This is a genomic window from Parashewanella tropica (genome assembly GCF_004358445.1).
Lineage (GTDB): Bacteria > Pseudomonadota > Gammaproteobacteria > Enterobacterales > Shewanellaceae > Parashewanella > Parashewanella tropica.
Genome location: NZ_CP037951.1, coordinates 1,908,106 through 1,925,922, shown reverse-complemented (window position 1 = coordinate 1,925,922; position 17,817 = coordinate 1,908,106). Strand labels below are relative to the sequence as shown.

Here is a 17,817-nt window from a genome sequence, read left to right as displayed (position 1 = left end):
TCATACTCGTCATGAAAGACCTTAGAGCTCGTTCATTACTCTTCTATATATTAATGCTTTTCTTGCCCTTCACAACACAAGCCAACGTAATTTCAAAAAGTCAAAATATAAAAACCCCAAAAGACTGGAATACATTTCTTCGGCTACGATTCGATCTTTCAGGAAAGCCTGTTATCACTTGGTGGAAAGGTGTCGCTTATGCGAAACTCACTAACCAAAAACTTGTTCCATTAATGGGGATTGAAGGTTTTAATATTGGTAAACTGGTTCCACGATCTAATGGAAATTACCAATGGCAGTCTAGAGAAGTTCAATATTATACCGATTTAAAAACACATGAAATTTTATCAAAATGGGACAACCCGTTTACTAATGAGACGGATAAAGTCCTAGATGTTGCAAACGACCCCGTTAATTTTGCTAATGTAATTCAGGATTCACCACTACACTTCACGGCAACCTCAAATGGCTACAGCTTTCTTAATCAAGTCACCATTTTAGATTACCCTAACCCGCTTCCTGTTGATGACTTCCCCGAAGAATCTACTGGCCCAAATTACTTGGCTTCAGAAAATTTCACCTTTTCGATAAAGAATTCAGACATTCAACTGAATACACCAAGTATTCCAATGAGATTTAGTTGGATGAGAACCAGCCCTTGGCTTCCATGGATGAAAATGGGTAATGTTTCAGGAAATTTAATTTTTGTAGCCAGTGGCACTAAACTTGATAATGTAACAAACCTTCCTAAATCACTTCTTTCTTATACAAAACTACACCACAAGAAATTTTTAGCTCCACCCAAGCGCTTCAAAACTCCTAATGAGACCAGTTGGACCTTTTATAAAAAGTGGAAAAAGAATCATCCAAGCTATTAATACCAATATTAAAAAAAAAGCACCTGCATAGTAATATGATAAATTTGGACGTAAAACACACACCATTTAGCTTAAAAGTGGAATTTGATTAGATTGTGATGATTGAATAACCACTTGATAGCTTAATTACACTTTTTTTTAAAAGTCGAGTTGACTCATTCGAAAGACGGCTTTACTATGCGTCCCGTTCTCAACGAGAAGAAGAAACAAATCCCCTGTAGTTCAGTTGGTAGAACGGCGGACTGTTAATCCGTATGTCACTGGTTCGAGTCCAGTCTGGGGAGCCAACTTCTTAACCTTGAAACAAATTTTGAATGTTCCCCTGTAGTTCAGTTGGTAGAACGGCGGACTGTTAATCCGTATGTCACTGGTTCGAGTCCAGTCTGGGGAGCCAACATTCAAAAATTAAATGTACAATTCCCCTGTAGTTCAGTTGGTAGAACGGCGGACTGTTAATCCGTATGTCACTGGTTCGAGTCCAGTCTGGGGAGCCACATTTAAAAATTAAATTTCGATTCCCCTGTAGTTCAGTTGGTAGAACGGCGGACTGTTAATCCGTATGTCACTGGTTCGAGTCCAGTCTGGGGAGCCACATTTAATTCATATCTTCTACTCCCCTGTAGTTCAGTTGGTAGAACGGCGGACTGTTAATCCGTATGTCACTGGTTCGAGTCCAGTCTGGGGAGCCAATCTTATAAATAAATCTCAAATTTCATATTTTATTTTTTAAAAAAGTGTTTAGAATACACAACTTATCTTATAAATTGTTTTTGTCTGCATGGATGACAGTAACATTAACGGAATAGAGTAAATCCCAATAAGGCTAAATATTTCAAGTAATACCTGCGTCTTCTGTTTTGATGATTTTGAAATCCAAGCCTGATTTACGTTTTTTATTTACAGCATTATTGATATAGGTATTGATAAGGAAAATTGATACCAGTTGACGAATAAATCTGATGGATCGGATGCGTATGTTTACTTCAAAATTTTTTCAAACTCTGTTGTTAAGCCTAACCTGCTTAGGGTTATTTCTTCTTTATCAATTCCAGTTGGCAAAATTTCAGCAAGCTAGTCGAAGTCAATTAATTACTTATCAAAATCAAATTTCACAAATCAAAGATTGGCCACAAAGTGGTTACGAGATTTATCAAACTGTAAAGGCTATATCTCCCCTACGATTCTTTCAGTATGTTGCCAAGGTTGAAACAGATAATAACTACACTACTGGCCAATTACTCAATGATGACACCATTATCATAAATCGCCTTTTCCCCGACAATACGGGAACTTACACTAAAATTCCCAATGGTCGGATACAAATTAAATTAGATTTATCAGCGACAAAATCTGTCGTTGTATCCGACTTTATTAACATTAGTTTGATCATACTCTCTACCTATATATTTATTGCACTTTGGGCTCAACTTTGTTTTAGCCGTTTTAATAGTTATTTAAGTCAAATTACTCAGTTAGTCGGACAAATCCCCAGCCGTAAATCGACTATTAACTCTAATACCAGATTTCCAAAACAGTTTAAGGCTATCGAACAAGCCATAACTCAGGCTAAGGAGAGTTATGTCGAACGAATTAAACGAATTACTCTAGAAAATCAACAGCTCAACAAAGAGGCAAGACAAGATCAGCTAACAGGGTTATTAACTCGCTTAGTCTTTTTTAAAAAGCTTGAAGAATCGGCCAGTAGCAAACAACAAATAAACGGCTCAATTATTGTCTTAAGAGCAAGTGAATTGTCATACATTAACCAATTCCAAGGACGCAATGCAGGTGATGCTTATTTGGTTAAAATTTCCAAACTACTTCTGGCAATAACTAAAACCACGCCAAACTGCAGCCATTTTCGAATATCTAGTGCTGAATTCGCAATTGTATTGCCTGAAGTTAACTTTAAGAGTGCAGAGATTCTATTACCTAAGATAAAATCACTTCTAGATGAATATCAACAAGTTATAAGAACTCAATCCATTGCCCATATTGGCCTGATCCCATATAAAAATGAAATTCCACCAACAACATTATTAGGAATGATAGAGGGATCAGTTAGCGTTGCAGAAACGCTTGGAGCTAACAGTTTTTTTGCAATGGCTAAACCCAAAAGTGATGAATCATTAGGTGACAGTAATTGGAGAGATACGCTTAATTTTATCCTAAAAAACGGTTCGGCAACTTTTTACCACCAGCCGATTCAATCTTGTAATACCCAAAAGGCGTTTTATCAAGAACTTCTCACTCGTTTTGAAAATGAGGATAGAAGAGTTTTAACTACTGCCACAGTTGTCTCTATGGCTGAGCGTCATGATATCATTATCGAGCTAGACAAAATGCTAATATCTAAAGCCATTAGATTATTAATATCCAGACCACAGTTGAGAAATGCCATTGGAATTAACATCAGTTCAGTTTCAGCACTTAATAAAAGCTTTCAAGCTTGGTTATTGAACCAGTTAAAACAGCACTCCAACGTAGCATCTAAACTCGTTTTGGAAGTTGATGAAATGGGTATGCATGCAAATGTGGCAGCAGCAGCCAACTTTGTTAAGCAAGTTCATAAATCCAGTGCTCGTGTTTGTTTTGAGCATTTTGGTACCGGATTTACCGCCTTTAAATTTTTGAAAGAAGTAAGACCAGATTTCATCAAACTAGACAACAGCTTCACAAAAGATATTCACTTTAATGAAGATAACCGCTTTATCGTCAGGATGTTGGTAGATATCGCAAAGCGACTTAATATTCCTGTTATCGCTACAAGCATTGAAAGCCAAGCAGAAAAAATTGAGTTTGAGCAGTTGTTGGTTGATGGCTTACAAGGGTTCTTTATATCCACACCAAAGATTTTAAAAGCAGCTTAAATCTAAAATTATTAACTATGGTCGCTTGTTTATTACAAGATTAACCCTCTGCTTTGTATGGTAATTATGTCTATTTGGTAAATTTTCGTCCATGTTCACCATAGTTTGATCTCAAAAGATTGTTTCTACGCTTAGAAACACCGATAATAGCGGAATTAATGCATTCAATTATTTTTGGTGATGACCGAATATCTTCTCTTGCTCGTCGGTACCGTACTTGTTAATAACTTTGTATTGGTCAAATTCCTTGGTCTCTGCCCATTTATGGGGGTTTCAAGCAAACTCGAATCTGCCATTGGTATGTCTATGGCAACTACGTTTGTGTTAACTCTTGCATCAGTTTTAAGCTACCTAGTTAACTTGTATTTACTGATCCCGTTTGATTTAGCTTATCTAAGAACCATTAGTTTCATTTTGGTTATTGCGGTGGTAGTGCAATTTACAGAAATGGTAGTACAAAAGACCAGCGCATCTCTATATAGAACTTTAGGTATCTATCTCCCATTAATTACAACAAACTGTGCCGTTTTAGGCGTAGCTTTATTAAACATCAATGAAAAGCATAACTTTCTGGAATCTGCTGTCTACGGATTTGGGGCAGCTGTTGGATTTTCATTGGTCTTGGTCTTGTTCTCCGCAATGCGAGAACGATTAGCGGCGGCCGATATACCTCTTCCCTTTAGAGGTGGTGCAATCGCCATGATCACAGCAGGATTAATGTCATTAGCCTTTATGGGCTTTACAGGGCTAGTTAAATAATGATTATTGATATAGTTGCTGCCGTTATTTTATTGTCGGTATTAGCACTCATTTTTGGTGCTTTATTAGGTTACGCCGCACACCGTTTTAAGGTTGAAGGAAATCCTGTCGTTGATCAGCTAGAGTCAACATTGCCACAAACTCAGTGTGGTCAATGTGGTTATCCCGGTTGTCGTCCGTATGCCGAAGCGATCTCCAACGGAGAAAAAATCAATAAATGCCCTCCCGGTGGTACAGCTACGATGGAAAAGCTTGCTGATATCATGGGCATCGAACCAGAACCTCTAAACGTTTCAGAAGAAGCTCAAGTCAAAAAAGTCGCTTATATACGTGAAGATGAATGTATTGGTTGCACTAAGTGTATTCAGGCTTGCCCTGTAGATGCGATTGTAGGTGCTGGAAAACTAATGCATACCGTCATCACAAAAAACTGTACTGGCTGTGATCTATGTGTTGAGCCATGCCCTGTTGACTGTATCGATATGATACCTGAAGAAACCAACCTGAATAACTGGGATTGGCGTGTAAATGCGATTCCTGTGAAGATGATACATGAGGAATCACAGTGCTAACGCTTTTAGAACAAATAGATAAAGGCACTCTTTGGCCCTTGACTGGTGGTATTCACCCACCACAAGCGAAACAACTCTCCAACCAAGCTGCTATTAATGAGTTACCATTAGCAAAACAGTTTGTCATACCTGTTCCAACTGTCGGAGAAAATTGTACGCTATCAGTATCAATCGGCGACAAAGTTAACAAAGGACAAGCCCTTACCAAAGGTGAACGCCACCTGCCCTGTCATGCTCCAACTTCTGGTGTAGTATCAGCAATCAGAACTATGCCTAGTAACCATGCTTCGGCATTACCAGTTTTAAGTGTAATCATAGATGCTGATGGCAATGACACTGTTTCTGAGACGTCTCAAATTCAATCAAGTGAGTTGAGTCACCAAGAACTCCTAGACATCATTAGGAATTCTGGCATAGCTGGAATGGGCGGCGCCGCTTTTCCAACTCACATAAAGTTGGCACCAAGCAGTGATATTGAATTACTGATCATCAATGGTGTTGAGTGTGAACCTTACATCACCTCTGATGATCGCCTAATGAGAGAGAAAGCCGAAGGCATTTTGCGTGGCATCGAAATCATTCGCAAGCTTATCGATCCTACGAGAATAGTAATCGCTATCGAAGATAACAAACCCGAAGCAATCTCCATTATGGAATCGGCACTAGCAAGTAATACCTTGCTATCGCAAATGGCTCGTGTCACACAAATACCAACACAATATCCATCTGGTGGTGAAAAGCAGCTAATCCAGATCTTAACAGGTCAAGAAGTCCCGTCGGGAAGTATTCCGGCAACATTAGGGATTGTTGTCCAAAATGTCGGTACTGCATTTGCCATTGCTGAAGCTGTTGATGAGTCTAAGCCATTAATTCAACGTGTTGTTACCCTTACTGGTGATAACTTTAAGAATCCTGGCAACTATTGGCTTCCAATCGGAACACCCATTGAGCATGTTATTGAAGCCTGTGGTTTACATGATCCTACGCACCAACAGTTTATTGTTGGTGGCCCAATGATGGGACATGCACTGCGCGATGCAAGAGCTCCGATTCTAAAGGGCAGTAACTGTATCATTGCGCCTAGTAGGCAAGAGTTTAATAGTCAGGCAGAAGAAAAATCCTGCATTCGATGTGGTGAATGTGCCACAGTCTGTCCAGCCAGCCTTTTACCACAACAACTCTTTTGGCATGCAAAAGCCGAAGAATACGATAAAGCAGCAACCTACAATCTAAAAGACTGCATAGAATGTGGCTGTTGTAGCTATGTCTGCCCTTCTGACATTCCACTTGTGGAGTATTATCGTATTGCTAAATCAGCAATCAAAACTGAAGAGCAAAATAAAATCGCCGCTGAAGAAGCCAAAAAGCGTTTTGATGCAAGGCTTGAGCGCTTAGAAAAAGAGAAGCAAGCAAGAGAAGAGCGTTCTCGACAAGCTGCAGAACGACGAAAATCATCAATGTCATCCGCCAACAAAAACGCCGTTGCCGCCGCTTTGGCACGTGTACAAGCTAAAAAAGCGGCTGATGCTCAACCAAACAGTGCTAGCGACACTGATGATAAACAATCCAAAGTTGCCGCAGCTATTGCTAGAGCCAAAGCCAAAAAGGCGGCTCAAGCTGAAAATACTGAATCTACTGCCAAAAACGCGGCAGATGATAAAAAGTCACAGGTTGCAGCTGCGATATCCAGAGCCAAAGCGAAAAAAGCCGCTAAGTCTTCTGAAGCTCAGGTTGAAGCTACTTCTGATAATGCGCCTGCTGATGACAAAAAAGCACAAATTGCTGCGGCTGTAGCTAGAGCCAAAGTAAAAAAGGCTGCTAAGGCTTCTGAAGCTCAAGTTGAAGTTACTTCTGATGATGCTCCAGCTGATGATAAAAAAGCACAAATTGCTGCGGCTGTAGCCAGAGCCAAAGCAAAAAAATCCGCAAAATCTTCTGAAATTCAGGTCGAAGTTAATTCTGATAATGTTCCAGTTGATGATAAAAAAGCGAAAATAGCTGCGGCTGTAGCAAAAGCCAAAGCGAAGAAATTAGCGAAGGCTTCTGAAGCTGTAGCTGAAGCAACTCCTGTTGACGCACCTGAGGATGATAAAAAAGCACAAATCGCTGCAGCAGTAGCAAAAGCCAAGGCAAAGAAATTAGCTAAGCAAAAAACGCCTGAAACAGCAGAACAAAACGAAAAGCCTGAAATAACCATTACTTCAGAAGCTGATGATAAAAAAGCACGTGTTGCAGCAGCTGTAGCCAAAGCAAAGGCTAAAAAACTAGCAAAACAAGCTGAGCAAACACAAGAGGGACAAGAATAACTATGGCATTTAAAAGCGCCTCATCGCCCCATATTAATACCCAGTTGCAAACCAGTAAGGTTATGCAGCGCGTTCTTCTGTGCATGCTTCCAGGTTTTGCAGCACAGCTCTACTTTTTCGGTTGGGGAAGCTTAATTCAAGTTCTTTTAGCCTTAACTGTGGCAATTGCAGCTGAAGCTGGAGTTATGAAACTCCGCAATAAAAGTATCACCTTTGCTCTTTCTGATTATAGTGCCGTAGTTACTGCCGTTCTTTTGGCTGTTGCCATACCAGCCATGGCACCATGGTGGATAATTGTTATCGGCGTATTGTTTGCCATCATATTTGTAAAACATCTCTATGGTGGATTAGGAAATAATATCTTTAATCCTGCAATGGCGGGTTATGTATTACTCTTGATCTCATTTCCTGTTCAAATGACCAACTGGAATGCACCGTTAAGTGTGGCTGCTCACTCTCCTACTTTTACTGATGCTTTCAATGCCATTTTCGGTTTAAGCCATTATGCTACCGATTACTGGAAACAGGCCATTGACGGAACGACGATGGCTACGCCATTAGATAGTCTGAAAACAGGTTACTCACTTGAGCACATCACTTCTGAAATAATGAAGCAACCTGCATTTACAGGAAGCATCGCCACGGGTTGGTTTTGGATAAATGTCGGCTATCTTTTAGGTGGCTTAGTCATGCTAAAACTGAAAGTGATCCGCTGGCACATAAGCACAGGCGTACTTGCCGCCCTGTTTATTTGTACAAGTGCTGGCTTTTTATTACACCCAGATACGCATATCTCGCCGATTAACCAACTGTTCACTGGCGCCACAATGTTAGCGGCATTCTTTATTGCCACAGATCCTGTTACCGCAGCCACCAGCCCTAAAGGCCGACTGATCTTTGGTGCGATGATTGGCATTTTGGTTTATGTAATTCGTACTTTTGGTGGTTATCCAGACGCATTTGCCTTTGCAGTATTACTCGCCAACATGACAGCCCCGTTTATCGACTACTATGTCAGACCGCGTAGTTATGGTCATCGAACAAGTTAAGCCAAGGAACCATTAATGAATAAAAGTATTGTAAGAAATGGTCTTATCCTCGCGCTTTTTGCCATGCTATGTACGGGGTTAGTCGCTTTTGTCGATAAGTTTACCGCCGATAAAATACATGCTCAGAAGCAAGCTCAGCGTCTTAAGATCTTAACTGATATCATTCCAAACGATATTCATGATAATAACTTAGTACAAAGCTGCCGCTTGATTTATGCTCCCAATGAGCTCAATACAGATACACCTGTTGCTGCCTTTGTTGCGACAAAGGATCAACATGCAACCGCCATTGCAATGGAAACTTATGCGCCAGACGGTTACAACGGCAAAATAAAGCTGATTTTATCTGTGACTAAAGCAGGTGAAATATTAGGAGTGCGAACCCTAGAGCACAATGAAACTCCTGGATTAGGCGATAAAATAGAACTCACTAAGTCGGATTGGGTTCACGAATTTACGAGCAAAACGCTAACAAAACCAAGTGCTAGCAAGTGGAAAGTGAAAAAAGACGGTGGTGACTTCGATCAATTTACAGGGGCCACTATTACTCCACGCGCTTACGTAAAAGCCGTCCATAAAGCTTTAACTTATATCAGCTCTCATTTTGATGATATCCAGCGTCAAACTCGCTCATGTGAGGAACAAAATGACTAATTATAAAGACATTACGATTCAGGGATTATGGAAAAACAACCCTGGCTTAGTTCAATTACTCGGCTTGTGTCCTCTGCTTGCGGTAACAGCCACTGTTACCAATGCTTTAGGTCTTGGTTTAGCGACTATGGTAGTACTGATCGGTTCTAACGTCTTGGTGTCGTTAGTGCGCGACTATGTGCCTAAAGAAATTCGAATTCCTGTGTTTGTGATGATCATTGCAGCTTTGGTGACTACGGTTCAGCTACTTATTAATGCTTACGCCTATGAGCTTTATTTGTCCTTAGGTATCTTCTTACCTCTTATTGTGACGAATTGCGTGATTATAGGTCGAGCTGAGGCCTTTGCTTCCAGAAATAATGTTTGGGCTTCGGCTTATGATGGTCTAATGATGGGTGTAGGCTTCGCACTCGTGCTAATAGTGCTCGGTGCTGGTCGTGAAATTCTAAGCCAAGGTACTCTATTTAGTGGAGCAGATCAATTACTTGGCCCTTGGGCTGCTAATCTAACGATTCATTTATGGAAGGTTGATACCTCATTTTTATTAGCAATGCTTCCACCTGGCGCATTTATAGGAATGGGTTTGATGATTGCTGCTAAAAACGTAATCGACAAAAAACTTGAAGAAAGAAAGCCTGCACCTGTTCAAACTGAAATTACTCGTGCTCGTATTACCAAAGTGGGTTAACTTGCAAAAAATAATTTATTGATTGAACTCGTTTGGAATATTGATGAAGAACAATAGAGTGAACGACAACTGAAACGCACATCCTTGTGCTGACGACCGTGACGTCCTGTCACGGACGGTTGTCTTATCACTCTATTGCTCAACCTCTTACTTATGCACCTAACGTTTACAAACTTTCATATTGAATACAATAACAAGGAAGAGGCTTTTAAATGACTGATACCAGTAAGCCCATTTCAAAAAAAGAAAAAGTCGAAGCAATAATTAAAATTCTTGATGAGCTTTACCCTGAAGTGCCAATTCCGTTGGATCATAAAGATCCCTACACACTTCTAGTTGCGGTATTACTTTCAGCTCAGTGTACCGATGAACGTGTAAACCAAATCACGCCTAAGCTATTTGCTCGTGCTGATAACCCGTATGACATGGTGTTGATGACCATTGATGAAATAAAAGAAATCATCAAACCATGTGGTTTATCACCTATGAAGTCAAAAGGTATCTGGCACCTTTCGGATATGATAATCAAACAACACAATGGTGAAGTTCCAGCTGATTTTGCAGCGTTAGAAGCCATGCCAGCAGTAGGACACAAAACAGCGTCAGTTGTTATGTCTCAAGCCTTTGGAATACCTGCTTTCCCTGTAGATACCCACATTCACCGCCTAATGTATCGTTGGGGCTTATCTAACGGTAAAAGCGTTGAGCAAACAGAAAAAGATGCGAAGCGATTATTCCCGAGAGAAAGATGGAATGACTTACACCTTCAAATCATTTACTACGCTAGAGAATACAGTCCAGCTCGTGGCTTTTCTCTCGATAAATGCGTGATCACTCGAGAATATGGACGTAAAAGCTTTATTAATGAAGTGCTGAAACAGCAGTCAAAAAAGAAGAAATAAATAATCTTCTCAACGTTAAGAAGACGACTAATAAATAATCGTCTTTTTAACTTCCTTTTAAGCACTTCAAACTTTTAATTAGCTCGATAATCGTATTACAGCGCTCTGGCAACTCGTAATCTTTCTTTTTAACTAAATAAACTGTTTCATACACTGGTTTATTCATTTCCCATATTTTCAACTTGTCTACATCCAAACAGCTGTTTTGCACTGTTTTAGGCAGCACAGTAAAGCCTAGCCCATTTGCTACTGGTGTGAGTATTTGAGTAAGTTGATTTATGTATCCAGACTTAGGGAAATCTTCAAGACTCATTTTCAACAATTTCTCGTTTCCACATTCAGCCATAAAATACTTTAAATAGTGTGCAGCATCAGGATGAGCAACAAATCCTAAATCCATCAAAACCTCAACACTAACTTTTTCAGAAGTGAAAGCTGGAACAAACAAACACAATTGTTCTTGTCCAATGGTTTCGTATTCAAAATAGACGGAATTAGGCTGTTGAGTTACAAGACCAAAATCTGCATTACCCGTAGCAATAAATTCAAAAATTTTGTTATTGGGTGCAACTTCTACGCTTGGAGTCAACAATGGATGACGTTTTTGCAACTCAACTAAGTGTGGAAATAAAAGAAGTGCAAAAGCACCGGAGCAAGCAATGCTATATTCCCCCGAATACGGTTCATCGAAACTTAGTTTATTTAATAAATTTCTCTCATTCTGATCTGTTTCGATCGCATACTGATAGACCAACTTGCCTTGCTCTGTTATTTCAAAACTCCTCTTTTTTCGCTTTATCAATGCATAGCCACACATTTCTTCTAGTTTTTGAATATGTTGAGAAACACCTGGTTGCGTCATAAACAGTTTTTCAGCTGTTTTTGTAAAACTACCAATATCAATAAGTGTTTTATAAGTTTTGAGCCAAACTGGATTGAGCATTATTCATAACAATAATTTATGGAATTCTTAATTAATCATAATTTATATTTCTTCATAAATAAAATTATGATTTGACCTCATTCACTGTAAAGAGAGTTAAACAATGGCTTATCCTAGAACCTTTTCCCATATTGGAATCTCAGTACCTGATGTTGAAGCAGCAGTTAAATTTTATACCGAAGTCCTCGGCTGGTATCTCATTATGGAGCCAACTGAAATCACTGAAGATAAAAGTGCGATCGGTGAAATGTGCACAGATGTTTTTGGTGCTGGATGGAATAAGTTTAAAATCGCGCACCTCTCAACTGGCGACAAAATTGGAGTTGAAATATTTGAGTTTGAAAACCAAAAAAATCCCGAAGACAATTTTGAATACTGGAAAACAGGGATATTTCATTTTTGCGTTCAAGATCCAGACGTTGAAGGCCTTGCTGATAAAATTGTTGCTGCTGGCGGAAAAAGAAGAATGAAAGAACCTAGATATTATTATCCTGGTGAAAAGCCTTTTAGAATGATTTATATGGAAGATCCGTTTGGCAATATTTTAGAGATCTATAGTCACAGTTATGAACTCACATACTCAAGTGGTGCTTATAACAATTAATCCCCCGATATTGGTATTGAAACAATTGATTGTTATCATAAACTTACATAAATAATTATTTTGGAACGTGTTATGAGCCAGTTATTACATACAATGATCCGTGTGGGGAATTTAGATGCGAGTATTGATTTTTATACTCGTGTTATGGGTATGAAACTCCTTAGAAAGTCAGAAAACTCTGAATATGAATATACCCTAGCATTTGTTGGCTATGGTGAAGAATCACAAGGGCATGCTGTTGTGGAGTTGACTTATAACTGGGGCACGAACAACTACGATTTGGGCACTGGCTTCGGTCATTTAGCCATTGGTGCTGACGATATATACGCTCAATGTGAGAAAATTGCTGAAGCTGGTGGCAAAATCACACGTGAGCCTGGACCTGTAGCAGGCGGCACCACCGAAATCGCTTTTGTTGAAGATCCTGATGGTTATAAAATCGAATTGATTCAGATGAAATCTGCAACGGCTGGGTTGGGGTAAGGGCTCAGTTATATGAAAGCCCGAAATATTCGGGCTTTTTAAATCACTAATCTTTTTCTGGTAAATCCATATTAAAATGATGGTAAGCTCTTGGCGAAGCAATCCGACCTCGATGTGTACGTTGGATAAAGCCTTGTTGAATTAGAAATGGCTCTAATACATCTTCAATGGTTTCACGTTCTTCACCAATCGCAGCGGCTAGGTTATCTAACCCAACTGGACCACCTGAAAACTTATCTATGATGGCAAATAAAAGTTTGCGATCCATGTAATCAAAGCCTTCACTGTCTACATCGAGTAAGTCTAGTGCTTGCGCTGCAATATCTTGGGATACCGAACCATCATGTTTCACTTCAGCATAATCTCGCACGCGACGCAGTAAACGGTTGGCAATACGAGGGGTACCACGAGAACGAAGAGCGATTTCTAATGAGCCTTCATCGTCGATACTTAAGTTCATTACTTTTGCTGATCGGGCAACAATTTTAGCTAGGTCTTGATTGTTATAGAACTCTAATCGAAGAGGAATACCAAAACGTGCACGCAGTGGTGAGGTCAACGCCCCCGCTCTCGTGGTTGCACCAATTAAAGTGAATGGCGGTAAATCCAATTTAATTGAACGTGCCGCAGGTCCTTCACCAATCATGATATCCAACTGATAGTCTTCCATCGCCGGATATAAAATTTCTTCAATCACCGGGCTTAAACGATGAATTTCATCAATAAATAGCACATCGCCTTCTTCAAGGTTAGTCAGCAATGCCGCTAAGTCCCCTGCCTTTTCAAGTACAGGACCTGAAGTCGTTTTGATGTTTACATCCATTTCATTGGCGACAATCATTGCCAACGTAGTTTTACCTAGACCCGGTGGACCATAAATCAACATGTGATCTAATGGCTCATTTCGTTTTTTTGCAGCTTGAATAAAGACTTTTAACTGCTCACAGCTTTCTTTTTGTCCGGTATATTCATCAAGCAGTTTTGGACGCATTGCGCGATCAATGGCTTCTTCTTGGGGGCTTCCCTTAGGTTCTATCAATCGGTCTGCTTCAATCATTCTTCAGTCCTTTAATGGTTAAAGCATCGACTTCAATGCAGCTTTGATTAATGACTCTGAATCCAAGCCTTCTTGGAATACAGTAGAAACGGCTTTACTCGCTTGAGTAGGTTTGTAACCCAAGGCAACCAATGCGGCAATCGCATCTTTTTCAGCATCGTTCTCTTCTGGCTTAGGTGTATAATCAGATTTCAGAACGAATTCACGCTCACCACCAGCAGAAGCTTCCATAAGACTCTTAAGCTTATCTCGCATTTCTACTAACAAACGCTCTGCGGTTTTCTTACCCACACCCGGAAGTTTTACTAAAGTCGCAATATCATCACGCTCAACACAAGCAACAAATTCGGCAGCAGACATACCTGACAGAATGGTTAATGCCAGTTTAGGTCCAACACCATTGGTTTTGATCAGTAATCGAAATAATGCACGTTCTTGCTTGGTAGTAAAACCGTAAAGTAGCTGTGCATCTTCACGAACGACAAAGTGAGTATATAAACTGACAGTTTGTTCCAGCTCTGGTAATTCGTAAAAACAAGTTAGTGGCACTTGAAGCTCGTATCCGACACCTTTTACATCAATTAAAATTTCTGGTGCTTGTTTTTCGATTAATACTCCGGCAATTCTACCTATCATTTATATCTTCCGTATGTTCTTGATTTTGCTTGACCAGCCATAGCGACCAAACTTTGCATTGTATGATAATGGCATAAAGCTACGCCAAGTGCATCTGCCGCATCGGCTTGTGGCGCCGCCGGTAATTGTAATAAATGCTGGACCATATGCTGAACTTGCTCTTTTTTAGCCCGCCCAGTTCCTACAACAGCACTTTTAATTTGAGTTGCTGAATATTCAGCAACTGACAAGTCTGCTGCTGTAGCAGCTACTATCGCGGCACCTCTTGCTTGACCAAGCTTTAGCGCAGAGTCGGCATTTTTCGCCATAAACACGCGCTCAATGGCAAACTCATCAGGTTTGTACTGACGAATGATCTCTTGCAAACCATCAAAGATTTGCTTGAGTCTCATAGATAAATCATCACCACTGGTACGAATACAACCGCTGGCAATGTATTGATGCTGCCTACCTTGGATCTGGATAACACCGTATCCAGTAATTCGGGAGCCGGGATCGACTCCTAATATAATTGGCATATCCCGCCTTAATTTTCACTATCCAACAATGATGAAAACCTTTTATAGCTCCCAAAAATATAACTCTACATTTATCTCGGGTGTGAATTTAAAAAATATTCAATGAATACCGATGGTGCAATAGAGTGATAAGGAAACTGTCCGTGACAGGACGTCACGGCCGTCAGTACATGGATGTAAGCTCCTGTTGACGTTCACTCTATTGCTCCTTTTTGATACAGTAATATTTCACACACGGAGAAGTTTTTAATGTAGCTGTTCCATTATCTCATCTGAGATTTCAGCATTGTGATACACTTCCTGCACATCATCGTGCTCTTCAAGCATATCAATCAACCGTATAAATTTCGCTGCTGTGTCTGCATCTAACTCTGATTTAGTAGACGCTGTTAAAGCTACTTCATCATGATCAGGCTCAAAACCTGCGGTTTTAACTTCTTCAACAATGCGATAAAACTCTGAAGGCTCGGTGATAACATCAATAGAACCATCTTCATGAGTAACAACGTCATCAGCGCCAGCTTCTAATGCAGCTTCCATCAACGCATCTTCATTCACTTCAGAAGTAAACGAAATAATACCTTGCTTGGTAAACAGGTATGAAACTGAACCGTCAGTACCTAAGTTACCGCCAGATTTATTGAACGCATGGCGTACACCAGTAACGGTACGGTTACGATTATCTGTCATGGTTTCAACCATTACCGCTGTACCGCCCGGACCATAACCTTCGTAAATGATGACTTCTAGTTGCTGACCTTCTAGCTCACCTGCTCCGCGTTTAATGGCACGTTCCATGGTGTCACGAGTCATGTTTGCACCAAGCGCTTTATCCATAGCTGAGCGTAGGCGTGGATTTGAATCTGCGTCAGAACCACCCTCACGAGCCGCTACAGTTAGTTCACGAATAAGCTTAGTAAAAATTTTGCCACGTTTGGCGTCTTGGGCGGCTTTTCTGTGTCGAATATTGGCCCATTTACTGTGTCCAGCCATGTTGCCTCCTTCTCTTTAGATAAAAACCGAGGCATATAGCCTCGGTAAAATTTGTTTTGATCAGCGCTTAACGATTACGCTTCTTCAGTTGTTTCTTCTTTAGCAACAACCGTTACACCTAAGTCTTTCAATTGCTCTGGGTTAGCAAAACTAGGTGCATTAGTTAATGGACATGCCGCAGTAGTAGTTTTCGGGAATGCCATTACGTCACGAATTGATTGTGCACCTGTCATCAACATAATGATACGGTCTAATCCAAATGCTAAACCTGCATGAGGTGGTGTACCATAACGAAGTGCTTCAAGTAGGAAGCCAAACTTCTCTTCCGCTTCTTCATCAGAAATACCAAGAATACGGAACACTGCCGCTTGCATCTTAGCATCGTGGATACGAACTGAACCACCACCTAGCTCACAACCATTTAAAACCATATCGTAGGCATCTGATACTTGGTTAGCAGGATCTGCCTCAAGTTGTTCAGGAGTAATACCACGAGGAGCGGTAAACGGATGGTGAACCGCATGTAGGCTACCGTTGTGTTTCTCAAACATTGGGAAATCAACAACCCAAAGTGGACGCCACTCGCCTTCTAATAAATCAAAGTCTTCACCTGCTTTTAAACGAAGTGCACCCATTGATTCAGCAACAACATTAGCTTTGTCGGCACCAAATAGAATGATGTCACCAGTAACCGCCTTAGTGCGATCAATGATTTGCTTAACGATATCTTCGTTTAGGAACTTCAATACTGGAGACTGAATACCTTCCATGCCAGCATCAAGATCATTGATCTTCATCCAAGCTAGACCTTTCGCACCGTAAATGCCAACGTATTTGGTGTATTCATCAATGTTCTTACGAGAAAGTTTGGCACCTTGAGGAATGCGAAGTGCCGTTACACGACCTTCTTCGTCATTTGCAGGTCCTTTAAATACTGCAAACTCTACATCTTTAACGATGTCTGCAACATCAACAAGCTCAAGTGGGTTACGTAAATCTGGCTTGTCTGAACCGTAACGAGTCATCGCTTCGTCATAGCTCATGCGTGGGAACTCACCCAAGTCTACGTTTAGTAAATCGTTGAAAAGTTTACGAACCATATCTTCGGTCTTTTGCATGACTTGCTCAGACGTCATAAATGATGTTTCGATATCAATTTGAGTAAATTCAGGCTGACGATCAGCACGTAAATCTTCATCACGGAAACATTTTACGATTTGATAATAACGGTCGAAACCAGACATCATCAACAGCTGCTTAAAGATTTGAGGAGACTGCGGCAGTGCAAAGAATTGACCTTTGTATGTACGGCTAGGTACTAGGTAATCACGTGCACCTTCTGGCGTCGCTTTAGTCAAAATTGGCGTTTCAATGTCTAAGAAACCATTGTCATCTAGAAAACGACGAACAGCACTGGTTACTTTAGAACGGAAAATCAAACGGTCAGTCATTTCAGGACGACGTAAGTCTAGGTAACGATACTTTAAGCGTGCTTCTTCACTGTTGTTTTGGTGATTATCCATGCTTAGTGGCAATGGTGCAGCACGGTTAATGATAGTCAGCTCTTTACCTAGAACCTCAATTTCACCAGTTTTCATGTCGCTGTTGATTTGACTATCTGGGCGAGCACGAACAAGACCTTTAACTTGCACACAAAACTCAGCACGAAGAGAGCTTGCAACTTCAAATACTTCTGGCAAATCAGGGTCGTAAACTACTTGGATTAAACCTTCACGGTCACGCAAGTCTAAAAACACAACGCCACCAAGATCGCGACTACGGTTAACCCAACCAACTAAGGTTACTTCTTCCCCAACGTGAGCTTTGTTCACGTCTCCACAATAATGACTGCGCATTGAGTTTTTATCCTTTATTAGACAAGTATTTTTGAATACGAAATAGCAA

General features: G+C 40.4%; 17 protein-coding genes and 5 tRNA genes. 16 read left to right on the top strand and 6 right to left on the bottom strand.

From position 1 onward, the window contains the following. The first annotated feature begins 11 nt into the window (after window positions 1–11). The 14 genes from E2H97_RS08260 to E2H97_RS08195 all read left to right on the top strand — a co-directional run bounded on the left by E2H97_RS08260 (window position 12) and on the right by E2H97_RS08195 (window position 10,678). Entirely contained in the window at window positions 12–878 is an 867-nt protein-coding gene (locus E2H97_RS08260) for a DUF1838 family protein (protein WP_133406699.1), read from the top strand. Between the two features lie 211 nt (window positions 879–1,089). Then, window positions 1,090–1,165 (top strand) — tRNA-Asn (locus E2H97_RS08255). 31 nt (window positions 1,166–1,196) lie between these two features. Next, a tRNA-Asn gene (locus E2H97_RS08250) sits at window positions 1,197–1,272 on the top strand. A gap of 24 nt (window positions 1,273–1,296) precedes the next feature. Then, window positions 1,297–1,372 (top strand) — tRNA-Asn (locus E2H97_RS08245). A 22-nt stretch (window positions 1,373–1,394) separates the two neighbouring features. After that, window positions 1,395–1,470: transfer RNA gene (locus E2H97_RS08240), tRNA-Asn, on the top strand. A 21-nt stretch (window positions 1,471–1,491) separates the two neighbouring features. Then, window positions 1,492–1,567, top strand: a tRNA-Asn gene (locus tag E2H97_RS08235). Between the two features lie 285 nt (window positions 1,568–1,852). Further along, a complete protein-coding gene (locus E2H97_RS08230) occupies window positions 1,853–3,748 on the top strand; it encodes an EAL domain-containing protein (protein WP_170308266.1) in 1,896 nt (631 codons plus the stop codon). A gap of 180 nt (window positions 3,749–3,928) precedes the next feature. Continuing rightward, window positions 3,929–4,507, top strand: a complete 579-nt coding sequence (rsxA, locus tag E2H97_RS08225) for an electron transport complex subunit RsxA (RefSeq protein ID WP_133406697.1) — start codon at window positions 3,929–3,931, stop codon at window positions 4,505–4,507. Further along, window positions 4,507–5,079: an electron transport complex subunit RsxB gene (gene rsxB / locus E2H97_RS08220; protein WP_425466803.1), complete on the top strand. Its 573-nt coding sequence runs from the start codon at window positions 4,507–4,509 to the stop codon at window positions 5,077–5,079. Before rsxA ends, rsxB begins: the two co-directional genes overlap by 1 nt. After that, on the top strand, window positions 5,073–7,385 hold the full coding sequence (rsxC, locus tag E2H97_RS08215) for an electron transport complex subunit RsxC (protein ID WP_133406696.1): 2,313 nt from the start codon (window positions 5,073–5,075) through the stop codon (window positions 7,383–7,385). The genes rsxB and rsxC overlap by 7 nt, the downstream gene beginning before the upstream one ends. Window positions 7,386–7,387: 2 nt before the next feature. Next, window positions 7,388–8,434, top strand: a complete 1,047-nt coding sequence (gene rsxD / locus E2H97_RS08210) for an electron transport complex subunit RsxD (protein WP_133406695.1) — start codon at window positions 7,388–7,390, stop codon at window positions 8,432–8,434. Window positions 8,435–8,449: 15 nt separating this feature from the next. Further along, window positions 8,450–9,088: an electron transport complex subunit RsxG gene (gene rsxG / locus E2H97_RS08205; RefSeq protein ID WP_133406694.1), complete on the top strand. Its 639-nt coding sequence runs from the start codon at window positions 8,450–8,452 to the stop codon at window positions 9,086–9,088. Next, window positions 9,081–9,776, top strand: a complete 696-nt coding sequence (locus E2H97_RS08200; RefSeq protein WP_133406693.1) for an electron transport complex subunit E — start codon at window positions 9,081–9,083, stop codon at window positions 9,774–9,776. The genes rsxG and E2H97_RS08200 overlap by 8 nt, the downstream gene beginning before the upstream one ends. 212 nt (window positions 9,777–9,988) lie before the next feature. Further along, window positions 9,989–10,678, top strand: a complete 690-nt coding sequence (locus tag E2H97_RS08195; protein WP_133406692.1) for an endonuclease III domain-containing protein — start codon at window positions 9,989–9,991, stop codon at window positions 10,676–10,678. A gap of 46 nt (window positions 10,679–10,724) precedes the next feature. On the opposite strand, the gene E2H97_RS08190 is transcribed toward E2H97_RS08195, so the two are convergent. Continuing rightward, window positions 10,725–11,621, bottom strand: coding sequence for a LysR family transcriptional regulator (locus E2H97_RS08190; protein WP_133406691.1), 897 nt, complete (start codon window positions 11,619–11,621; stop codon window positions 10,725–10,727). 103 nt (window positions 11,622–11,724) lie between these two features. Between E2H97_RS08190 and E2H97_RS08185 the strand changes: the two genes are divergently transcribed. Together E2H97_RS08185 and gloA are read left to right on the top strand one after the other, a co-directional pair. After that, complete coding sequence (locus tag E2H97_RS08185; protein ID WP_133406690.1) at window positions 11,725–12,225, top strand: lactoylglutathione lyase family protein; 501 nt, start codon at window positions 11,725–11,727, stop codon at window positions 12,223–12,225. Window positions 12,226–12,297: 72 nt separating this feature from the next. Then, window positions 12,298–12,708: a lactoylglutathione lyase gene (gene gloA / locus E2H97_RS08180; RefSeq protein WP_133406689.1), complete on the top strand. Its 411-nt coding sequence runs from the start codon at window positions 12,298–12,300 to the stop codon at window positions 12,706–12,708. A gap of 46 nt (window positions 12,709–12,754) precedes the next feature. Here the strand turns inward: gloA and ruvB are convergent, their stop codons facing one another. From ruvB to aspS, 5 genes are all read right to left on the bottom strand, one after another. After that, on the bottom strand, window positions 12,755–13,765 hold the full coding sequence (gene ruvB, locus E2H97_RS08175; RefSeq protein ID WP_133406688.1) for a Holliday junction branch migration DNA helicase RuvB: 1,011 nt from the start codon (window positions 13,763–13,765) through the stop codon (window positions 12,755–12,757). A gap of 18 nt (window positions 13,766–13,783) precedes the next feature. Continuing rightward, on the bottom strand, window positions 13,784–14,401 hold the full coding sequence (gene ruvA, locus E2H97_RS08170) for a Holliday junction branch migration protein RuvA (protein ID WP_133406687.1): 618 nt from the start codon (window positions 14,399–14,401) through the stop codon (window positions 13,784–13,786). After that, window positions 14,398–14,919, bottom strand: a complete 522-nt coding sequence (ruvC, locus tag E2H97_RS08165; protein WP_133406686.1) for a crossover junction endodeoxyribonuclease RuvC — start codon at window positions 14,917–14,919, stop codon at window positions 14,398–14,400. Before ruvC ends, ruvA begins: the two co-directional genes overlap by 4 nt. Window positions 14,920–15,165: 246 nt before the next feature. Then, window positions 15,166–15,912 carry a YebC/PmpR family DNA-binding transcriptional regulator gene (locus tag E2H97_RS08160; protein WP_133406685.1) on the bottom strand — a complete coding sequence of 249 codons (747 nt, stop codon included), beginning with the start codon at window positions 15,910–15,912 and terminating at the stop codon, window positions 15,166–15,168. A gap of 74 nt (window positions 15,913–15,986) precedes the next feature. Further along, window positions 15,987–17,768: an aspartate--tRNA ligase gene (aspS, locus tag E2H97_RS08155; protein WP_133406684.1), complete on the bottom strand. Its 1,782-nt coding sequence runs from the start codon at window positions 17,766–17,768 to the stop codon at window positions 15,987–15,989. Window positions 17,769–17,817: the final 49 nt, after the last annotated feature.